The sequence below is a fragment of the Actinoplanes derwentensis genome, from assembly GCF_900104725.1.
Classification (GTDB): Bacteria; Actinomycetota; Actinomycetes; order Mycobacteriales; family Micromonosporaceae; genus Actinoplanes; species Actinoplanes derwentensis.
Map to the genome: position 1 here is coordinate 5,222,856 of NZ_LT629758.1, position 19,704 is coordinate 5,242,559.

Below are 19,704 nucleotides of genomic sequence, written 5' to 3' on the forward strand. Positions count from 1 at the left end.
GCGTCGATGCGCGAAGCTGGTCCTCCTGACCCTTCGCCATCCCGCTGTCCTCGTTGCCTTGCCGCCATCCGGCCCTCGCTCTCCATCTGACCCCTGCTACCTCGGGAACGCCGTGACGACCTCGTACCCCTGCCCACGCTGCGGAGCACCCGCCGCCCTCCCGGACGGCTGCCCGGCGTGCGGGGCCGGCCCCGACCCCGAAGCCGCCGAGGTGATCCACCTCGACAGCGAGATCACCCGACTCGGCCAGCAGCTCACCGAGGCCCGGGCCCGAGTCGTCGACCTGGGCATCCGCATCCACGACGCCAGCAACCGGCGCATCGACCTGGCGGCCCGGGTCGTAGCCCGCCGAGCCACCCCGCCGTCCCCGGCCCCAGCTCCCGGCCCGCTCTCGGCCCCCAGCCCGATTCCGGTCCCTGGCCCAGTCCCGGTTCCCGGTCCCGTTTCGGCTCCTGGTCCCGTGCCCGGTCCTGGTCCCGTCCAGAGTCCTGGTCCGGCGCCGGTTCCTGGTCCCGCGCCGTTCTATACGCAGGCTTCCGAGTACTCCCCCGAGCCTCGCCTCAGCACCATCACCGTGCAGAACGTTCTGTTCACCCTCGGCGGCCTGCTGCTGCTGGTGGCGGCCTCGGTGTTCACGGCCGTGGCCTGGGCCCAGGTCGGAGTGACGGGCCGCGCACTGCTGCTGGCCGCCGCCACCGGCGCGATCCTGGCGGTCCCCCCGTTCGCCGCCCGGCGCGGCCTGCGAGCCGCCGCCGAAACCCTCGCGATCGTCGGCCTGCTGATGATCCTGCTCGACGGTTTCGCGGCCTGGGCCGTCAACTTGGCCTGGGTCCGCGACATCGACCCGCCCGCCTACATCGCCGGAGTGCTGGCCGCAACCGCAGCGATCTCCGTCGGCTACGCGAAGCTGACCAGCCTGCGCGGCCCCCGAATCGCCGCCCTACTGCTGGCCCAGCCGGTGTTCCCCCTGCTGGCAGCCGCCGCCGACGCCGAACTGACCGGCTGGTCCCTAGCCTTCCTGGGCACCTTGCTGCTGAACATCACCGTCCTCCAGCTACTCCCCTCCCGAACCCCATCCCCCGTCACACCGCTCTCCGCCTCCGGCACCGCTCCCGCCACGATCTCCGGCAACCCGGCCGCTGATCAGGAACCGGCAGACCAGCGGCCCGTCACGGGCTGGCCGTCCACTCCGGGCCAGTCAGGATTCGCTCCGGGACAGTCGGTCGGTGCGGGACAGCCGTTCGTCACGGGCTTTCCGATCGCGGCGGCTGCACCAGTCACGGTGGAAAGCGTGTTGCGAGGGCTCGCCTACGCTTTCGGTGCCGTCACGGCGGGTCTCGCCGGACTGATCGCCCTCGTCGACCTGTTCAGCGCCGTCGGCCCCGGCGAAGCGGCCTCCGCCGGTGGCATTCTGGTCCTGGTTCCGATCGCCCTGCTCGCCTGGGCGGTCCTGTCCCGGCTCACCGCGGCCCAGCAGATCACTTCCGGACTTCTCCTGGTGACCACGGCGGTCGCCGGCTTCCGCTGGGTGCTGGAACTCCGCTTCGACCTCCAGAACTCCGCATGGACGCTCACCCGGCTCGCGCTGATCACCCTCGTGGTCGCCGCCGTCGCCGCCCTGTTGCGTCCTCGCCTATCCCTGGCCGATGCGGCCGCTACACCTGCGACAGAAGGCGATCCACTCGAAGTCGGCGATGGCCCCTCGGGAGTTGGTGGGCGGGTGGGCTTCCCGCTTCTGGGGGCGGCTCGGCGGGTCGGCGGGAACGGGCCGTGGATCGGTGCGCTCGTGGCCGGGGCGGTGCCGGGGTTCGGTGTGCTGCTTGCCCTCGTTGACGCGATCACTCGAGGGATGGAGGCGGCCCTGCCGGTGCTGGAAGTGCCGCTGGGCTCGGTGGTCGGTGGCGGGCCGGGAGTGGATTCACTTGTCGCGTTGGTGATCACTGCGGGGGCGTACGCGCTCCTGATCTCCCGGCGCGTCCACGCCGACCTGGCACTCAGTGTGTTCGCCGGGGCTGCTCTGCTGGTTCCGGCCGCGTTCGGGCTGCTCTGGTGGACGGGTGCGGTCGCCGGAATGCTGGTGGGCGCGGTTGCTCTGGTGCGGGCGGCCGGGTCGCGCACGGTGGCGGAGTCGATCTACCGGGTGGTGCTGAGTGCTGGCTTCCTCTACTACGCCGTTCTGATCGGGTTCGGTCGTCCGGGAACAGCGGCCGGAGTCTTCGGGGCGATTCTTCTGCTCGGGGCCGGTACGGCTGTGGTGGTGCGTTCCGGTGCGCGCCGGCGTGATGTGGGCGCGGGTTCGCTGGTGGTGGGACTGACCGCCCTGGGACCGGCGGTGTGGCTGGGCCTGCTGGCCGCCGACGCCACCGTGACCACGCAGGTGCGGGCGTCACTGCTGGTCACGGTCGTCCTGTGCCTGGTCGCTCACGTGGTCGCCCGGAGCCTTCCGCAGTACGGCCCGCACGCCCTCGGCGTAGCCCTGGTGATCGTCACCGCCACTCCCCTGTGGGCGGCGCCGGGTTCGGACCCGGTCGCCCTCTACGCCGCCGCGGCCCTACTGCTGACCGCGGCACTCCTGCCGATCCCGGCCGTCAACAGGAACGTCGTCCTGGGTGCAGCAGCGATCCCGGGCTTGGCGCTCCTGGTTCTGACCTTCCCGGACATCGCCGTCGTCGTCTTCCAGCCGTGGGCCGCCACGATCGAGTTCTGGTCCGATGTCGCTCCCCTCCAGTCACCGGTCGCGTGGTCGAGTGTCATCGCGATCGCGATGGCCGGGACAGCGGCTGCCGCGGCCCGTTTCCTCAGTTTCCGAAGCACTCGCCGGGGCACCAGCGTGAGCCTGAGCGCGACCACCGGCCCGAGCGCGGACGCAAGCGTACGGACAAGCGGGCCGAGCGTGGAGACAGCCGGGGACGCAAGTACGGGGACGAGCGCGGACCTGGGGACAGGTGTTGGTGACTGGTCGGGGCGGTGGCTTGCGACCGGCGTACTGGCTAGTGGGCCGTTGAATGTCTCTGCTGCCGGGCTGGTGGCGCGTGTGGTTGCTCCGGTTGCCGCTCTGTTGGTGCCGCTGATCCTGGCGGCCGCCGGAACCCCGTGGCCGACGATGCCGCTCGGTGCGCTCGTCTGTGGGCTGTTCGGGTTGACGGTGGTGGCGCTGTCTCCGGAACGGCGGATCTCCAACGATCTCACGGCTGTCCTGTGTGGTGTTCTCGCGGCGGCCGGAGTGGCCGGTTCGCTGGCCGGCCATGGGGCCACGATCGCGGCGTTCGCCCTGCTCACAGCCGCTTCGGCGGTGGTGGGAGTGGCCGGTTCCAGTACGGTGGTGCGGATCGCGGGCTGGACGGCCGGGTCGATCTCGGTGGTCGTCGTGGCGTACACCATCGGGGATGTTCTTGATCTCGGGTCGGCTGCTCCGCTGGCCGTTCTGGTGGCGGGGGCGCTGGTCGTGGCGCTGGAATGGGTGCTGCGAGGGCGACGGCCGGTCGAGGCGACGGCCCCGTTCGCGGTGGCGCACGTGGCGGCTCTGTTCGCGGTTCTGGCCACCGATTCGGCGAGCTGGGCGGCGCAGGTCTGCCGGTTGTGGGCGCTGGTGCTGGTGGTGCGCGCGTTCCGGCCGGGTGAGAGCCGGACGATCCGGGCCCGTTACGGGCTGGCAGCGTCGTCGGTGACGCTGATCAGCTGGTGGCTGCTGTTGTGGTCACGGAACGTGGAGACCACCGAGGCGTACACGCTTCCGACGGCCCTGCTGGCGCTGGGTGCCGGCTGGCTGGCCCGGCGGGGACGCCCGGAACTGCCGTCGTGGACCGCCTACGGTTCGGCACTGGCGGCGACGTTCCTGCCGTCACTGGCGGTGATCGCCGGTAGTGACGCCAGCGATCCGCAGTATCTGCGCCGGCTGCTGCTCGGTGTCGGCGCGCTGGCGGTGCTGCTGCTGGGTGCGCGGGCCCGTCTGCAGGCGCCGGTGGTGACCGGCGGCGCAGTGCTGATCCTGGTGGCGTTGCACGAGCTGATCCAGGTCTGGGATCTGGTGCCGCGGTGGGTTCCGCTGGCGGTCGGCGGCCTGCTCCTGGTGGGGATCGCGACCACGATCGAACAGCGCCGCCGCGACCTGGCCCGGTTGCGGGGCGTGATCAGCCGGATGGAGTGATCACCGGCCGGCGGCGCCCCGAAGAACCGGTGTCCTGAAGAACCGGTGTCCTGAAGAACCGGTGTCCTGAAGAACCGGTGTCCTGAAGAACCGGTGTCCTGAAGAACCGGTGTCCTGAAGCGCCGGCGGTGTCCTGAAGCGGAGCCGCCGGCCGCCGCCCTCACCGCTCGTCGAGCTGCTCGCGGACCAGCGCGGCGACGCGGGCGAGGGCGGCGCCCGCGTGGACAACGGCACCCTCGTGCCGCACATCGCCGACCGGCGGCCGCTGGCCGAACTGCCGGCCGTCCACCAGGACGCAAGCGACGGCAGATTGGCCGGCAAGACGGTCATCATCGTCGGCTGACGCTGGAGACGTCCCAGGTCCGAGCGACCGGACGTCTGGCGTGGGTCAGTAGACGTCCCGGGCGTAGCGCTTGTCGGCGGTCAGCTGTTTGACGTAGACGCGGGCCTCGTCCTCGGACAGGCGGCCGTGATTGACGGCGATCTCGTGCAGGGCCCGGTCCACGTCCCGGGCCATCCGGGTGGCGTCACCGCAGACGTAGAAGTGGGCGCCCGCCTGTAGCCACGCCCACAGCTGGGCGCCCTTCTCGCGCATCCGGTCCTGCACGTAGATCTTGGCCCGCTGGTCCCGGGAGAACGCCACGTCCAAGCGGCTCAGGATCCCGTCGGCGCGCAGGGCGGCCAGCTCGGTGGCGTAGTAGTCGTCGGTGGCACTGCGCTGTTCGCCGAAGAACAGCCAGTTGCCGCCGGGGGCTCCGATGGCCTGGCGCTCCTGAAGGAAACCGAGGAACGGGGCCACCCCGGTTCCCGGACCGATCATGATCATCGGGGTGTTGGGGTCGGCAGGCGGGCGGAAATACGGGGCACGCTGCACATACACCGGTACCTCGGTACCCGGCCGGGCGTCGGCCAGATGCGTGGAGCAGACACCCTTGCGCGAACGGCCGACCAGATTGTCGAAACGGATCACCGACACGGTCAGGCTGACCAGGTTCGGATCGGTCAGTGGGCTGGAGCAGATCGAGTACTGCCGGGGCTGCAACCGTTTCAGCACACCGGCCCAGTCGGCGGCGGTGGCATCGACCGGATGTTCGGCGAGCACGTCGACGGCCTGCCGGCCCCAGGTCCACTTAGCCAGTTCGCCCTTGTTGTCGGCGCGCAGCAGCGTCTTGAGCCGCCCGGACCCGCCCCGGTCGGCCACGAACCGCAACAGCCCCGGCGTGATCCGGGTGATGTCCAGGTGACGGCTGAGCGCGTCGGCGAGCGGCACCGCACCGACCTTGTCCAGGTCGACAAGCGTTTCCGCGCTCAGTCCGGTGACGTCCAGCCATTCCGACACCAGGTCCGGGCAGTTGACCGGCCACACCCCGAGCGCGTCCCCGGCCTGATAGCCGAGCAGCCCGCCGGTGTCGAACGTGAACCGCCGCACCTCTTTCCCCGACCCGTCCCGGCTGAGCAGCCGATTCCCCACCAGCACCGCAGCCAGCGGCGACTCTTTACCGGCCCCGGCCACGGAAGAAGCAGGGGCGGGCGTGATCTGGGCGGGTGGAACCCCGGGGGTCAGGGCGGCCAGGACTGCGGAGAGCCAGCCGTCGGCGGTTTCGGTGAAGTCCGGTTCGCAGTCGGCGCGCGCGGTCAGGCGGACCGCGCCCAGTTCGGCCAGGCGCTCGTCCAGGCGACGGCCGTGCCCGCAGAAGTCGTCATAGTTGGAGTCGCCGAACGCCAGCACCGCGAACCGCCGCCCGTCCAGCCGGGGCGCCGCGTCACCGGCCAGCGAGTCCCAGAAGCCGGTCCCGTTGTCGGGCGCGTCCCCGTCACCGAAGGTGCTGGTCACCACGAGCAGGTCAGCGCCGGGGTCCAGCAGGTCGGCGGCCGGCCCGTCCATGCCGAGCACGTTCACCGGCCGCCCGGTCTGGGCGAGCTTCCCGGCCACGGTCTGCGCGAATTCCTCGGCGTTCCCGGTCTGCGAAGCCCACAACACCTGCAGGCGCCCGGCTTCCGGGTCGGCGGCCTCAGAGATTTCCCGACCCGGCGCTGGTACGGGGGACAAAAGCCCCGCGAGCAGCCCGTTCACCCACATGGCCGTCGTCTGATCGAACGGTGCCGTCTCCGGCAGCACCAGCGGCCCCGGCCTGGTGGCCACGCCCGCCAGCAACCCGGCCAGATATCGCCGCTGACCTTCGTCGAGCACGGGTGGGGCGGGGTCGAGGCCGAGCCACTCGTGCAACGGTCCCGCCCCGGCAGAACCCGGCCCCGCCAGACCGGCACGCACGAGATCCAGCATGCCCGCGGTTCCGGTGGCGTCAAGGGCGGGGGTAGGAACCGTGGGGGTGACTCGGGTCAGGGCGACCGCACACACCTTGAGTTCCGGCTGGAACGAGAGTGGGTCGACGGCGTCGCTGGTGACGGCGTTGACGCTGACGTACTCGCCGAAGAGGTCGTTCCAGTGGATCGGCGCGAAGCAGTTTCCGGGCATCACCCGGTCGCTGACGACCGCGGGCAGGACGGCCCGGCCGCGGCGGGAGGCGATCTCGACCTGGTCGCCGGGGGTGATGCCGGCCGCGGCGGCGTCGGCGGGATTGATCTCCAGGAAGGGAGCCGGGTTGAGGCGGTTGAGTTTGGCGATCTTCCCGGTCTTGGTCATGGTGTGCCACTGGTGCTGGAGACGGCCGGTGTTGAACACGAACGGATAGTCGTCGTCGGGCAGTTCGGCCGGGTCGGTGTGCGGGCGGGCGTGGAAGACGGCCCGGCCGGAGGCGGTGGCGAACCGCAGGCCACCGTCGGCGGTGCGGTAGCGGATCGGGTTGCGCGACGGGCCGTCGAGAGCGGCGGGCCACTGGACCGGGCCGCGGTTGAGCCGTTCGTACGTGACGCCGCTGAGATCGTACCCAGTCTGCGGGTTGGTGAAGGTTTTGATCTCGTCGAGGATCTCGGCCGCGGAACCGTAGGTGAACGACGCGCCGTAACCCATTTCGGTCGCGACGCGGGCGATGATCAACCAGTCGGGCAGGGCCTCGCCGGGCGCGGGGACGACCGGGTGGACGAGGGTGAGGTTCCGCTCCGAGTTGATCATGATGCCGTCGGCCTCGGACCACATCGCCGCCGGCAGCACGATGTCGGCGTAGGCGTTGGTCTCGGTCTCGGCGAAGACGTCCTGGGTGACGACCAGGTCGGCGGCCTCCAGCCCGGCGATGACGGTGCGCCGGTTGCCGACCGACGCGACCGGGTTGGTGCAGATGATCCAGCAGGCTTTGATCCGCCCGGCGGCCATCTGCTCGAACATGTCGACGGTGCCCTTGCCGACGTCGGTGCGCAGGGTTCCGGCGGGCAGTCCCCAGGCGTTCTCGGTGAAGACGCGGTCGGCCGGCACCAGCACCGATCGCTGTCCGGGCAGCCCGGGGCCCATGTAACCCATCTCCCGGCCGCCCATCGCGTTCGGCTGGCCGGTGAGTGAGAACGGCCCGCTCCCGGTGCGGCAGATCGCGCCGGTCGCCAGATGCAGGTTGATCAGCGCGTTGGTGTTCCAGGTGCCGTGGGTGCTCTGGTTCAGGCCCATGGTCCAGAGGCTGACCCAGTTCTTCGACGCGCCGATCCACGCGGCGGCCGTCCGGATGTCGTTCTCGGACAGGCCGGTCAGCTCGGCGACCCGTTCCGGCGGATAGTCGGCGAGGAACTCCGGCATCTGCTCCCAACCGTCGGTGTGGGCGGCGATGAAGTCCAGGTCCGGTTCGATCAGGTGCAGCAGGCCGTTGAGCAGCGCGAGGTCGGCGCCGGGCCGGATCTGCAGGAAGAGGTCGGCCTTGTCGGCGGTGGCGGTGCGCCGCGGGTCGACCACGATCAGCCGGGCGCCGGCCTTGACGCGTTCCATCATCCGCAGGAAGAGGATCGGATGGCAGTCGGCCATGTTCGACCCGATGACCAGGTACGTGTCGGCATGGTCCAGATCGTCGTAGGAGCCGGGCGGCCCGTCGGCGCCGAGCGACAGTTTGTATCCGGTGCCCGCGCTGGCCATGCAGAGCCGCGAGTTGGATTCGATGTTGTTCGTCCCGATGAAGCCTTTGACCAGCTTGTTCGCCAGGTACTGGGCTTCCAGGGTCATCTGCCCGGACACGTACATCGCGAACGCGTCCGGCCCGTGCTCGTCGATGATCGCGCGCAGCCGCCGGGCGGTCTCGCTGATCGCCGCGTCCATCCCGGCTCTCTCCGCCGCGACGCCACGGTCCGCCCGGATCAGCGCACTGTCCAGGCGTCCGGGCGCGGCGAGCAGATCCGCGCTGGTCGCGCCCTTGGTGCAGAGCCGCCCGGAGTTGGCCGGATGCTCCCGGTCCCCGGCCACCTTGAGCACCTTCAGCCGGCCGTCCCGGCGCCCCACGTCGAGCACCATGCCACAGCCGACGCCACAGTAACCGCAAACGGTTCGCACCTGACTGACATCGGCATCCACGGGCCCGAGCCTAGGAACCGGCGGTTTCCACCCGGTCACTGTGAAGTGCGCCGACTGATTACCCCGGTCTCACCTCGGGACCGTCGGCGTTGTGACATGCAAGGACGCCCCGGCCGACCGGCCGGGGCGTCCTTGTGGCAGATCAGACCTCGGCGGTCTCGTCGTTCTTGGCGTCCTTGGCAGCGTGCCGGCCGCCTCCGGTCCACTGGGCCGGGAGGGTGCCGGGCGCCGTGCGGGCACCGCCGCGGGTCAGCAGGATGCCACCGGCGACCGCGAGGACCAGGCCGAGGACGCCCAGGCCGATCGGTCCCCAGAGACTGGCCGTGTTGAGGAGCTGACGGTTAGACCTGGCCGACTCGACCGACTTGGTCACGGTGTCGTCGGTGTAGACGAAGGTGGCGTCCAGGATGTCGACCTGCCGGCCGTCGTCCGAGACGAGCTGCTTCTTCTGCTGCTCCTGAACCCGGATGTACTGGCCGGTGGCCGGCTCGACCCACACCGTCCGGGTGTTGCTGTAGTTGACCCGGCCCGTGGTGGCACCCGGGATGAGCTGGCCGAGCAGCAGGGCGACCCGGTCGGCCGGGAGCTGCTGGGTCTCGTTCTGGATGGTCTGGGTGAACTCGTAGGTCTCCAGGCCCTGGATCTCCACGGCCTTCACGAACTGCGCCGGGCTGGCCTTGAGGGTGTCCCGGTCGAAGATCTTGTACTCGCCGTCCTTCGTGGTGCCGAACGGGAACTTGTAGACCTGACCCTCGTAGGTGACGGCCTCACGCTGGCCGCCGGTGTCCAGCCACTGGTCGGCCCAGGTCTGCGCCGCGCCGGTCTTGCGGTCCACCGCGAGCGAGGTGCTGTACGCCTGAACCAGCTCGGCGTTGTCGGTGCGCTGAACCTGCTGTCCACCCACCCACACCAGGGCGTTGCCGTCGAGGTCACCGTCGAGTTTGGCGGTCTTGTCGGGGTCGACCTGGACGGTGATCGTGGAGCGCAGGTCGCCGCTCTCGACCGTGGCCTTGCCGTCCTTGATCTGCATGAATCGTGCGTTCGGCGCCTCGGCGACCGACTGGGTCATGGCCATGTCGTACGGAAGCTGCTTTGCCGTCGGTGCGACCACGAAGGCCAGGCCGCCGGCGAACACCAACGCCAAGACGCCGAGGCCGAACAGCACGGTGCCGATGACGCGGGACTTCATATGTCCTCCACGAGGTGGAAACGAAAAGTGGCAAGGAGTGATGTATGCCGAGCTTGCAGGAGGTTACTACTGAGTCACATCAGGAAGCGAGACCCTGGACACATCTTCCTGACCTTCTCTGCGGAGGACGACGGTGAAGTTCCACGTGAGAACCTCCCGCAGCACCGGAACCGAGGCCACCCACTGCGCCCACCAGGGGTGATAGCGAGGTATCACATCGACCACCGTGACAGTACCGGTACGGCGTGCGGTCCTGGTCCACCGCATCATCCGGGCGGCACTGACCGGGAACAGCGTCTCCATGAACCGGTTCTTCGGCTCTCGACCGTGGACCCGCAGGAACCGGGCCCGGGCGCGATGCCCACCGAACCAGTGCCGGAACGGCCCGGTCTCGTGTCCACCGTGCGGAGACCACCAGGGGGTGTACGACACGAAGATCGTCCCGCCCGGCCGGGTCACCCGGACCATCTCGTCGAGCATCGCCTCGGGGTCGCTGACATGTTCGAGCACGTTCGACGAGTAGGTGACGTCCAGCGCGCCGGTGTGGATCGGCAGAGCGGTACCACTGCCGCTGACCATCCCGTTCACCTTCGCGCCCGCCTCGGCGAAGTCCCCGACCCCCGGATCGAGGCCGATGTACGACGCCCCCACCTTCTCGAACTCGCTGGCGAAGTAGCCCGGCCCGCCGCCGACATCCAGCACCCGGGCCCCGCCGAGGTCCACATAGGCGCCGAGCTGATCCACCGAGTCGGTGGCGAGCATCGAGTAGAACCGGTCCGGGTCGCTCTGTTCGACCAGGAAGGTCCGGAACAGCCGGACCGACCGGCCGAGCGTGGCCCGGTACGAGCTGACCGGCTGGTCGGACACGGAGATCTCCTTCTCGGGACGGCCGGACGACGGTGCCGCCGCCGCCGCGACCGCGCACACCGCGGCCAACATCAACAACTGGACCCCGGCGCCGTACGCCCACTCCTGCCCGTGACCGAGCAGCCGCCCACTGACCGCGACACCGACAGCGGTCACCGCGCTCGCGAACGCGAGCCCCGGCAGCCAACCCGGCCGGACCTGCCGGACGATTAGTGCCCCCAGCAGCAAGACGGCCGCCGCCGGACCACCGAGGACAACCGCCAGCGCCAGCAGCGGAACCACCATCCACCCGCTGCCACCGGGGACGACGGTGAACACCCGGGCCAGTGGCCGGGCGACCACGACGGCCCTGCGGCGCACCGGCAGCAGCGCCAGGATCAGAATCAGGAGCACGCATCCAGCACCCGCCGCGAGGCCGGTCCGGTACGGCTCGTCCGGCGTGAAACGCAAGGTCACGATGCCGCCGTCACCGGCCGGCACCACGAACGCCTGCTGCCACCCGTCCACCCGGACCGGCCGCAGCGTCGCACCGTTCAGCGTGGCCGCCCAGCCGGCGTTGTGGTTCTCCGTGACCACCAGCAGCGACGCGACCCCGGCCGCGACCGTGACGGTCCGCTCGGTGGCCCGCCAGTCCCCGACGGCCACCTCCCGCCCGGTCACTGCCGCAACACCACCCGCCGGGACCAGGGCCGCAGAGTTCACCACGAACGCCGCCGACGGAATCGTGCGCAGGTGTTGGTCACCGGCCTTGAGCTGGACGGATTCACCGGCAAAGTCGTCGCAGACGGTCATCTTGAGCGACCGGTTCGCCCGGATGTCGCCGAGGGTTCCGGTGACCGAGGTCGGGTAGGTGACGCCACCGATCTCGACGGCCGGTCCGGTGCCGCACGGAACGGCCAGGGGCGTGCGGTCGGTGGCCGGGGTCAGCACGCGGGCCAGGGCCGGCACCTCGACCTCGGCGATGCCGGCCGGGGCCGACCAGCCACGGCCGCGGTCGTCGGCGACCACCCGTTCGGCACTGAAGACGTCGACGGCGATGGTGAGCCGGTCGGTGACCACGGCCGGGAACGTCACCAGACCGTCGGCGCCCACCTTCGCGGGAGTCTCCCGGCCGTTGGCGCGGATCACCACCTGGCTGGGTACGGCGGCGGCCGGGATGGCCGGCACCACCAGGCGTACCCGGTCGATCCGGCGTTTGCCGGTCCAGCTCAGGGTCAGGGCCGGATCGTCATCGGTGGGTTCGGCCAGCCAGGCGGTGCCCGGGTCGCCGTCGACCGCGGCGTGCGCACCGACCGTCAGATCACCGGTCAGCACGGACGAGGCGGTGGCGGCGACCGGCCGGGCCAGCGGGATCGTCCCGTTCGGCCGGGCCTGCGCGGTCAGCCGCAGCTCGTAGTCGGCGTCGACCGGGGTGGTGAAGTACCGGTCGATGCCGAGCGGCTCCTCACCGCGGCGGGCCAGGAACTGGTCGCAGCGGATCTCGGTGCCGGTCGCCGAGGCCGCCGGGAAGCAGGATCCGCGTTCCTGGGCCGGCCGGGTGAACGAGTAGACCGGCGCGGTGCCGGCCGTCTGGTCGGCGGGGGCGCGCAGGCCGCGTTCCGCCGCGAGCCCCGGGATGCCGAGTTCCCGCAGGGCGATGGCACCGGTGAAACCCTGGCGCAGGGCGAGGACCGTGACGCGGACGGCCGTGGTCAGGCCGGGCAGCGTGGAGAGGGTGTGCGGGCCGGTGGTGGACGGCACTGTCCGGTCCACGATGCCCTGGTCGGTGGTGATCCGGACGAGCGACACCGCGGCGGCGAACCGTACGTCCGCGGCGAAGTCGACGGTGATCGCGGTGACCCGTTTGGCGGTGCCCAGCTCGACGTCGATCCGCTGGCCTTCGCCGGTCTGCAGCGGATCCGAACGCCAGGCGGTGCCGGTGTCGCCGTCCAGGGCCGCGAACGGCAGACCGGACGGGTCGGTCGGGCCGACCGTGTCGGCGAAGGCGACGCTGCTGGACGCGGTGACCGACCGGATGCCCTGGTATTCGGCGACGGTCTGGTGACCGTCCGGGGCGAACGGGATCAGGTCGTCGCGTACCCGGCCCTGTCTGCTCTTCTCGTCGGTGGTGAGGGTCTGGCTGACGTTGTCGCGTACCCGGCCGATGTTGAGTTCCCGGCGGCGCAGGCCGTCGGTGACGATGCCGCGGGCCTGTGACTCGCCGTCGGCCAGGCCCAGTTCACCGGTCGCGTCGCCGGCCAGCACGGTCGGCTGGCGGCCGTCGAGCAGGCCCTGTTCCAGGACGCCGAGCAACGACTCGGGACCGCCGCTGAGTACCGGCACGCCAGCGATCGCGGTCGCCGATACCTGCGGAACCTCCGTGCCGACCTGGAAGATCTCGATCGACGCGACCGAGGCGTCGTTGTCGACCGGGCTCCGGGCGACACCACCGGCGCCGGTCATCGGCCCGAACTCCGCCGCCCGGCTCAGGCCCGGCGAGCCGCTGATCGCGCGCCGTACCGTGGCGATCGGCGGGGCGTCCGCGGCGAAGCGGTCCAGGTCGTTGCGGAGCAGCAGGTACCGGTAGCCGGAACGGGCCAGGAACTCGGCCAGCGCCGGGGAACCGCGCCCCTGGGCCAGGATCGCCTCGACGGTGTCCATCACCCGGGTGTTGCCCTCGGAGCCGAGCGGGATCTGGTTGCGGGTGGACCAGGGTGCTCCGGCCAGGGTCTGCATCGGTTCGTCGACGGTCCGGCCCCAGGTGTTCTGGGCGAATCCGGAGCCGGGAACGACGAGTGTGCGGGCCTGCGCGTCACGGTCGGTGAGCCAGGAGGCCGCGTCCCGCCAGTACGACGGGATCTCCGACCATCCCGGACCGGGGCGCAGCAGCGTCATCCCGGCCGGGGCGGCGGCGACCATCAGCAGAAGGGCGGCCAGCGGCGCGGCCGGGATCCGCAGGCCCCATCGACGCCAGGGGATCGACCGGCTGGCCGCGTAGGCGACGCCCAGCGCGACCGGCAGCCGCAGCACCGGTTCGAACTTGTGCACATTGCGCAGCGGGGCGAGCACACCGTCCAGTAGTTCGCGGACGATCGGGGCCAGCGGGCTGCCCAGAGTTCCGACGTAACCCATGGTCAGCAGTGTCAGGCCGGTGACCGCGGCGACGATCAGGAACCGTCGTTCGGGCATGCCGCGCAGCGCGAGACCGGTCAGGCCGACGGCGGCGACGAGCGCGGTCGCGGCCATCAGGATCGGGCTGTCGACGAGCGTGTACCCGGCCGGCCACCACGGATCACCCTGAACGACATAGCCGACCCACTGGTTGGTGCCGCGGGTCGCCTGGAAGAGCGAGGTGACCGCGGTGGTGGTGCCGGACGACTCGATGAAGTCCAGGAACGGCAGGCTGTACTCGCCGAAGAGCAGCAGCGGGACGATCCACCACAGGGTCACGCCGACGACGCAGAGGACCCACCAGAACATCAGTTTCGCCAGGTCCCGGTCCCAGCGGCGGGTGATCAGCCACAGGCCGGGCAACACCAGGGCCATCACCACGGCGGCCGCGTTGATGCCGCCCATGAAGAGCACCGCCAAGGCGGAGAGCGCGGCCGCCCGGCGAGCCGAACCGATCTGCCGGTACCGCACCAGCGGCAGCATCACCCACGGCAGGAAGACCACCGGCAGCATCTCCGAGGAGAGCGGACCGATCTCGGTGAGCATCCGGGGGGCCAGCGCGTACGCCAGCGCGCCCACGATCCGGCCGGTGTCGTTGCCGACGCGCAGCGCCCGGGCCAGCAGAAGTGTTCCGTAGTAGGCGGCGCAGAGCAGCACCGCGCACCACAGGCGCTGGGTGATCCAGGGTGGTACGCCGAGCAGGTCACCGGCGGCGAAGAACGGGCCCATCGGGAACAGGTAGCCGTACGCCTGCTGCTGAAGTTCGCCGGAGGTCGCCCACGGGTTCCACAGGTGCAGGGCCCGGGACATGAACCCGATCGGGTCCTCGGCCAGGTCGAGTTTGGTGTCGAAGGTGGTCCGGCCGGGGCGCTGCACGAACGCGAGCACGACGAGCACGAGGGCTCCGCCGATCGCGAGCATGTGGCGGCTGGGGCTGAACGGCGGCACGCTGGTCGCGGTGGTGGTCCGCTCCCGGACGGCAGCGGTCATCGGCGGCACTCCGGGGGCAGGCAGCTGAATTCGGCGAGCGCAGTGTAGAAGATCTGCCGGATTCCGGAAGGCTTGTCGGTGAGGGCGACCTTACCGCCGGTGGCCTCGGCGATCTGGCGGAGTTCGGCGGCGTCGATCTCCGGGCCGACACCGATGAACAGGATCGGCAGCGGGCGTTTGCGGTCCACGAGTCCTCCCAGCTCACGCAGCAGGGCGGACCGGCCGACGCCGCTCGCGTTGTCGTCGGTGCCGTCGGTCAGGATCAGCACCATGTTGATCCGGCCGGGCGTCCAGTTGCGAGTGCCGTCCCGGTAGGCGGCCAGCGCCGTGTCGTAGAGACCGGTCCGCCCGTTCGGTTCGGCCCGCATCCGGTCGATCCGGTCGATGATGTCGTCCCGGCGCGGCCCGATCGGCCCGACCGGAACCACCTCGCGGTAGTCACGCCGTCCGTCCAGGTCGGTGGAGAACTCCCAGACACCCAGCTCGGTGGTGGGCAGCATGAGTTTCACGCCGTCCTGGGCGGCTTTGACGGTGGCCTGCATCCGCGACTCCGACGAGCCCGGCACCACGGCCTCCATCGATCCGGAGATGTCGAAGACGGCGAGCATGCGGGCACTGATGTGCACGCCGCCCCACGCGTTGAGCAGGGCTTCGGCGTCAGTGGGCGCGGGCAGGGCGGCGGGGGTGTAGGTCGCGGTCCGCACCCGGGTCGCGGCGGGAACGTCGGCCGGGGCGGCACCGGCAGGGGTACGCAACCCGTGTCCGGTGAAGACGGCGGCACCGTCCTTGGCGAGCATCGCCCGCAGCAGTGCGGTCGCGTACTCGCGCTGTTCGTCGCCGGAGGACAGCACGGCGTACGGGTAGTCGGGGCTCGGCACCGCCGTACCCGGATAGATCGCGATCTGGCTCCTGCCACCACCGGCCGCCGCCAGTACCTGCTGTTCGGTGCTGATCACGGCGGTCTCGCCGGTACCGGGGCCGACCGGGTCGGGGGCGGCCTCACCGGCGGTGGAGACGGTGTTCGGGGAGAGCCGTCGCATGATCGCCGCGGTGCCGGCGGCGCTGCCCTTGGCGACCGTGCGGATGCCGACGAGGGCACCGAACCCGAGTGGGCTGGTCGCCGGGTCCGGCAGCGCGATCGGGACCTGCGTTCGCGCCGACCCGACGAGCCGTGGCCAGGTGGCGCGGGCGCCGAGGCGTTTCGCGGTCCGCTCGTCGAGGGCGAGCACGATCGGGCTGGTGGCGACCGAGACACCTTCAGCCGGCACTTGGAAGGCGCCGGTGGCGCGGGCCCGCCGCAGCCAGAGTGTCGACTCGGGCAGCCACACGTCGGGAGCCGCCTCGATGGTGGCCGGGGCGGAGGCGGAGGCCATGCTGGACGCGGACGGTGCGGCGACCACGTCGGTGGCGGTCCGGGCGACGGCGCGCAGCACGTCGGCCGACTCGCGTTCCTCGACGATCAGGTCCAGACAGGGGTCCCGGGCGGTCAGCCGGGAGGCGATCTCGCGGACCGGTGTGGCGACACTCGGGGCCGCCGCGACTCGCAGCGAGGTCCGTTCGGCGCAGCCCGGATCGTTGCGGGTTCGATCGAGATAGGTGAATCCAGACCACCCGGCGAGTGTCGCGATCAGCGTGATGCTCAGCAGCGTGACCGGCCAGAACTCCGGTCTCGCTCGGAGGCTCCCATCGCTCACGCGGTTCCTCCCGTTGTTACGCGACCGTTGCGGTTGTTCCCGGAGCTGCCCTACTGTGACGCGACCGCGAATCGTACTCGCTAGTAGGGATGGCAGAGTAGACCATGACGGATGCCTGCGGCGGTCACGTCCTGTTCCTGAACTGGCGCGACACCAAGCACCCCGAGGGCGGGGGTTCCGAGCTCTACCTGGACCGGGTGGCCGGCGAACTCGTGCGCCACGGGTACCGGGTGACCCTGCTCTGCCAGGCGTACGGCACCGCTGCGGCGGAGGAGAGCACCCCGGCCGGGTTCCGGATAGTCCGCCGAGGAGGCCGGCACACCGTTTACCTGCAGGCCGCACTCGTCTACCTGATCGGACTCCTCGGCATCGGACCACTGTCCCGCCGCCGGCTCGGCCGACCGGACCTGATCATAGACGTGGGTAACGGCATGCCGTTCCTCAGCCGCCTGTACGCCCGCCGCCCGGTGATCGTGCTGGTCCACCACGTGCACCGGGAACAGTGGCCGGTGGTCTTCGGGCCCCGGATCGCCCGGATCGGCTGGTGGATCGAGTCGGTGCTGGCGATCAGGGTCTACCGCCGCTGCCAGTACGTCGCGGTGTCCGAGTCGACCCGGGACGAACTGGTCGGACTCGGCGTCGGACGGGACCGGATCGCGGTCGTCCACAACGGCACCCCGGAGGTGACCAGGCCGGCCGTGGCCCGCACCCCGAACCCGAGCCTGATGGTGTTGGGCCGGCTAGTACCGCACAAGCGGGTCGAGTTCGCGCTGCGCGCCACCGCCCTGCTGGCCGTGGAACTGCCCACGATCGAGCTGGTGGTGGCCGGGCAGGGCTGGTGGGACGAGCCGCTGCGGCAGCTCACCGCCGACCTGGAGATCGAGGACCGGGTCCGGTTCGCCGGCTTCGTCACCGAGGAGCACAAACACGAGCTGCTGTGCCGCTCCTGGCTGATGCTGATGCCCTCGCTCAAGGAGGGCTGGGGCCTGACCATCGTGGAGGCCGGGATCCGGGGCACCCCGTCGGTCGCGTTCCGGTCGGCCGGTGGGGTCGCCGACGCCATGGTCGACGAGGAGACCGGCGTGCTGGTGGAGAACGAGTACGACTTCTTCCTCCAGGTCCGCGCGCTGCTGCTGGACGCGCAGCGGCGGACCGGGATGGGAATGGCGGCGGCCGTGCACGCCACCCGGTTCACCTGGGAGAAAGCCGGTGCCGCCTTCTCCGGTGTGGTGGCCGGACAACTCGGCGACGGCCACCGGATGCCGGCCGCCCAGCCGCTGCGGTTGCCGGTCCGGGAATGACGTCAGGCAGCCCCCGTCGCGAACGGGGACTGCCTGACGGGGTGCTCAGCGCTTGCCGTAAACCGCTTCGCCCACCTGCGGATCGTTGTTGCTGACGCTGGCGATGTGGTCAGCGGACGGGTTCACGGCGCCAGCGGCCGCGAACACACCGACGACGCCGAGGATGCCTCCGGCGAACGTCGCAATGATGAACGTGGCCAGTTTGGCCATGATCTTCCCTCCACGAAATCAATGGGTGCGCGGACGGTACCACGATCTACTACCCAGTAGCAGTAGGGCGACAACCGCACCGAACACAATGAGAGCGGCCGATATGTGGGCGCCGAGCGCCAGAGCCCGGCGGTTGTCGCCCGCCGCCGGAGAAACGGCCGGAGCAACCGGGTTCTCCCACAGCTGGAGATCCTCGCCGTCGTAGATCAGGCGCAGCCCGGCCAGCACGTTCGCCGCCGGTTCGCCACTGCCCCGGCGCACCAGCACCCACCGGGAACCGACCTCCGCAGCCGGCCGTCCGGCGGCCAGCAGGGCTCCGGCCGCGGCGGCACGCGGGTTCTCCCCGTCGACCGTCACGGCACCGACCCGCAGCGCGTCGTTCATGATCACCGGTGCGTCCAGGTACCGGGGCGAGGGATCCCGGATCACCACGTTGTTCGCCCACGCGTACCGCTGATAGCCCTCGAACGGCAGCGACAGCACCTCGCCGGGCGTCTCGGCGACCCGCGCGGCCACCACGTCCCAGTCCGCCGGATAACGCACCGGCCGCAACTGCCCCATCGCCCCGAACGCCAGATCCGGCAGCAGTATCACCGGCAGCAGGGCGGCCCCGGCCAGCAGCACCCGGCCGGCGGACCGATCGAGACGGCGAGCGGTCCAGCCGGCCGCGCGCTCCGCGCCGAGGGCGAAACCCAGAGCCAGGACCAGCGCGTACGGGATCAGGAACTTCTGTCCGTCGCGCAGCAACCCGGCACCCGGCACGTGCACGACCATCCACTCCAGCAGCACAGCGCCCGGCCCGGTGCCAGCCGCCGCCAGCAGGAACCCGCCGACGGCCAGCACGAACAGCCGCCCGGCCGACTCCGGAATCCGCCGCCGCAGCACCGGCAGCCCGGCTACGGCCACGGCCAGCACCAGCAGAGTCACCAGTGGAGCCAGCACCGACTCCCGGCTGGCCGGCACGGTCTGGGCGTTCCAGATGCCACCGGTTCCGGCCAGCGCCACCCACGCTCCGGCCCAGTTCTCCGCGCGCGCCGCGAACTGCGCCACGCCCTCCGGATCGGAGGTTCCCCCGGCGGCGCTGCCCAGCGCCGCTACCAGCCACGGCGCGTTGAGCACGGTCACGGCGGCGAGGGTGAGCGCGGTGACCCGGCGGCTGAAGTTCCGCGCCGGCAACAGGACTGCGACGGTGACCAGGGCGAGCAGGCCGCCGGTCGGCGTCAGGGCGGCCGGGGCCGCCGCCAGGAGCAGCCGGGGCAGGGCACCCGGCCGGGATTCCCGCAGGTCACCGACGGCGATCACCAGCCAGGGCAGACAGGCGTATGCCAGCAGCAGCGCCCACTGGCCGATCAGCAGCCGCTCGGCCAACAAGGGTGTCCACGCGTAGGCCAGCGCGGCCACCACCCGGGGCGACAACCGGTCGGTGGGCAGCAGCCGGGCGGCACCGAGCGCGGCCAGGTAGACGATCGCCACCAGCGCGATCCGCTGGAGCAGCCAGCCCGGCACCGCCAGGTTCGCCACCGACACCACGGCGTCCATCGGCACCGCCCGGGGCAGCGCGCCGGCCGGTGCGATCATCTCCCAGTTCAGCGGCTGCCGCGGCACGAACGTCATGTCGTACCGCAGCACGTATCCGGGCAGGGCGAGCGGTGCCAGCACCACGGCTGTCACCGCCCCCGCCACGCCGTGCAGGACGATCCCGCCGCGCATCG

The 19,704-nt window shown here is 71.1% G+C and carries 9 protein-coding genes; 3 read left to right on the forward strand and 6 right to left on the reverse strand.

Annotation, left to right across the window (positions count from 1 at the left end; genetic code table 11):
* Positions 1–112 precede the first annotated feature (112 nt).
* Both BLU81_RS23115 and BLU81_RS51615 read left to right on the forward strand, forming a co-directional pair.
* On the forward strand, positions 113–4,147 hold the full coding sequence (locus BLU81_RS23115; protein WP_157751751.1) for an SCO7613 C-terminal domain-containing membrane protein: 4,035 nt from the start codon (positions 113–115) through the stop codon (positions 4,145–4,147).
* Positions 4,148–4,367: 220 nt separating this feature from the next.
* The gene (locus tag BLU81_RS51615; RefSeq protein ID WP_269461087.1) at positions 4,368–4,490 is read left to right on the forward strand and encodes a hypothetical protein; all 123 of its coding nucleotides are present in this window, start codon (positions 4,368–4,370) and stop codon (positions 4,488–4,490) included.
* Between the two features lie 45 nt (positions 4,491–4,535).
* Here BLU81_RS51615 and BLU81_RS23120 read toward each other — a convergent pair whose 3' ends face one another.
* From BLU81_RS23120 to BLU81_RS48525, 4 genes are all read right to left on the reverse strand, one after another.
* Complete coding sequence (locus BLU81_RS23120) at positions 4,536–8,591, reverse strand: bifunctional nitrate reductase/sulfite reductase flavoprotein subunit alpha (protein ID WP_092546583.1); 4,056 nt, start codon at positions 8,589–8,591, stop codon at positions 4,536–4,538.
* 142 nt (positions 8,592–8,733) lie between these two features.
* On the reverse strand, positions 8,734–9,780 hold the full coding sequence (locus BLU81_RS23125; protein ID WP_092546584.1) for a DUF3068 domain-containing protein: 1,047 nt from the start codon (positions 9,778–9,780) through the stop codon (positions 8,734–8,736).
* 66 nt (positions 9,781–9,846) lie between these two features.
* The gene (locus BLU81_RS23130; RefSeq protein WP_231954719.1) at positions 9,847–14,787 is read right to left on the reverse strand and encodes an alpha-(1->3)-arabinofuranosyltransferase domain-containing protein; all 4,941 of its coding nucleotides are present in this window, start codon (positions 14,785–14,787) and stop codon (positions 9,847–9,849) included.
* Positions 14,784–16,481, reverse strand: a complete 1,698-nt coding sequence (locus tag BLU81_RS48525) for a substrate-binding and VWA domain-containing protein (protein ID WP_172890608.1) — start codon at positions 16,479–16,481, stop codon at positions 14,784–14,786. Before BLU81_RS48525 ends, BLU81_RS23130 begins: the two co-directional genes overlap by 4 nt.
* A 104-nt stretch (positions 16,482–16,585) precedes the next feature.
* On the opposite strand from BLU81_RS48525, the gene BLU81_RS23145 reads away from it, so the two are divergent.
* On the forward strand, positions 16,586–17,782 hold the full coding sequence (locus BLU81_RS23145) for a glycosyltransferase family 4 protein (protein ID WP_092546585.1): 1,197 nt from the start codon (positions 16,586–16,588) through the stop codon (positions 17,780–17,782).
* Between the two features lie 45 nt (positions 17,783–17,827).
* On the opposite strand, the gene BLU81_RS48530 is transcribed toward BLU81_RS23145, so the two are convergent.
* Together BLU81_RS48530 and BLU81_RS23150 are read right to left on the reverse strand one after the other, a co-directional pair.
* Positions 17,828–17,992 carry a hypothetical protein gene (locus tag BLU81_RS48530; RefSeq protein WP_157751753.1) on the reverse strand — a complete coding sequence of 55 codons (165 nt, stop codon included), beginning with the start codon at positions 17,990–17,992 and terminating at the stop codon, positions 17,828–17,830.
* A gap of 18 nt (positions 17,993–18,010) precedes the next feature.
* The gene (locus BLU81_RS23150; protein WP_092546586.1) at positions 18,011–19,702 is read right to left on the reverse strand and encodes a hypothetical protein; all 1,692 of its coding nucleotides are present in this window, start codon (positions 19,700–19,702) and stop codon (positions 18,011–18,013) included.
* Between the last annotated feature and the right edge of the window lie 2 nt (positions 19,703–19,704).

Coding starts and splice junctions, on each gene's coding strand:
- BLU81_RS23125 (WP_092546584.1), bottom strand. CDS start 9,780: ATGAAGTCCCGCGTCATCGGCACCGTGCTGTTCGGCCTCGGCGTCTTG.
- BLU81_RS23130 (WP_231954719.1), bottom strand. CDS start 14,787: ATGACCGCTGCCGTCCGGGAGCGGACCACCACCGCGACCAGCGTGCCG.
- BLU81_RS23145 (WP_092546585.1), top strand. CDS start 16,586: ATGACGGATGCCTGCGGCGGTCACGTCCTGTTCCTGAACTGGCGCGAC.
- BLU81_RS48530 (WP_157751753.1), bottom strand. CDS start 17,992: ATGGCCAAACTGGCCACGTTCATCATTGCGACGTTCGCCGGAGGCATC.
- BLU81_RS23150 (WP_092546586.1), bottom strand. CDS start 19,702: ATGCGCGGCGGGATCGTCCTGCACGGCGTGGCGGGGGCGGTGACAGCC.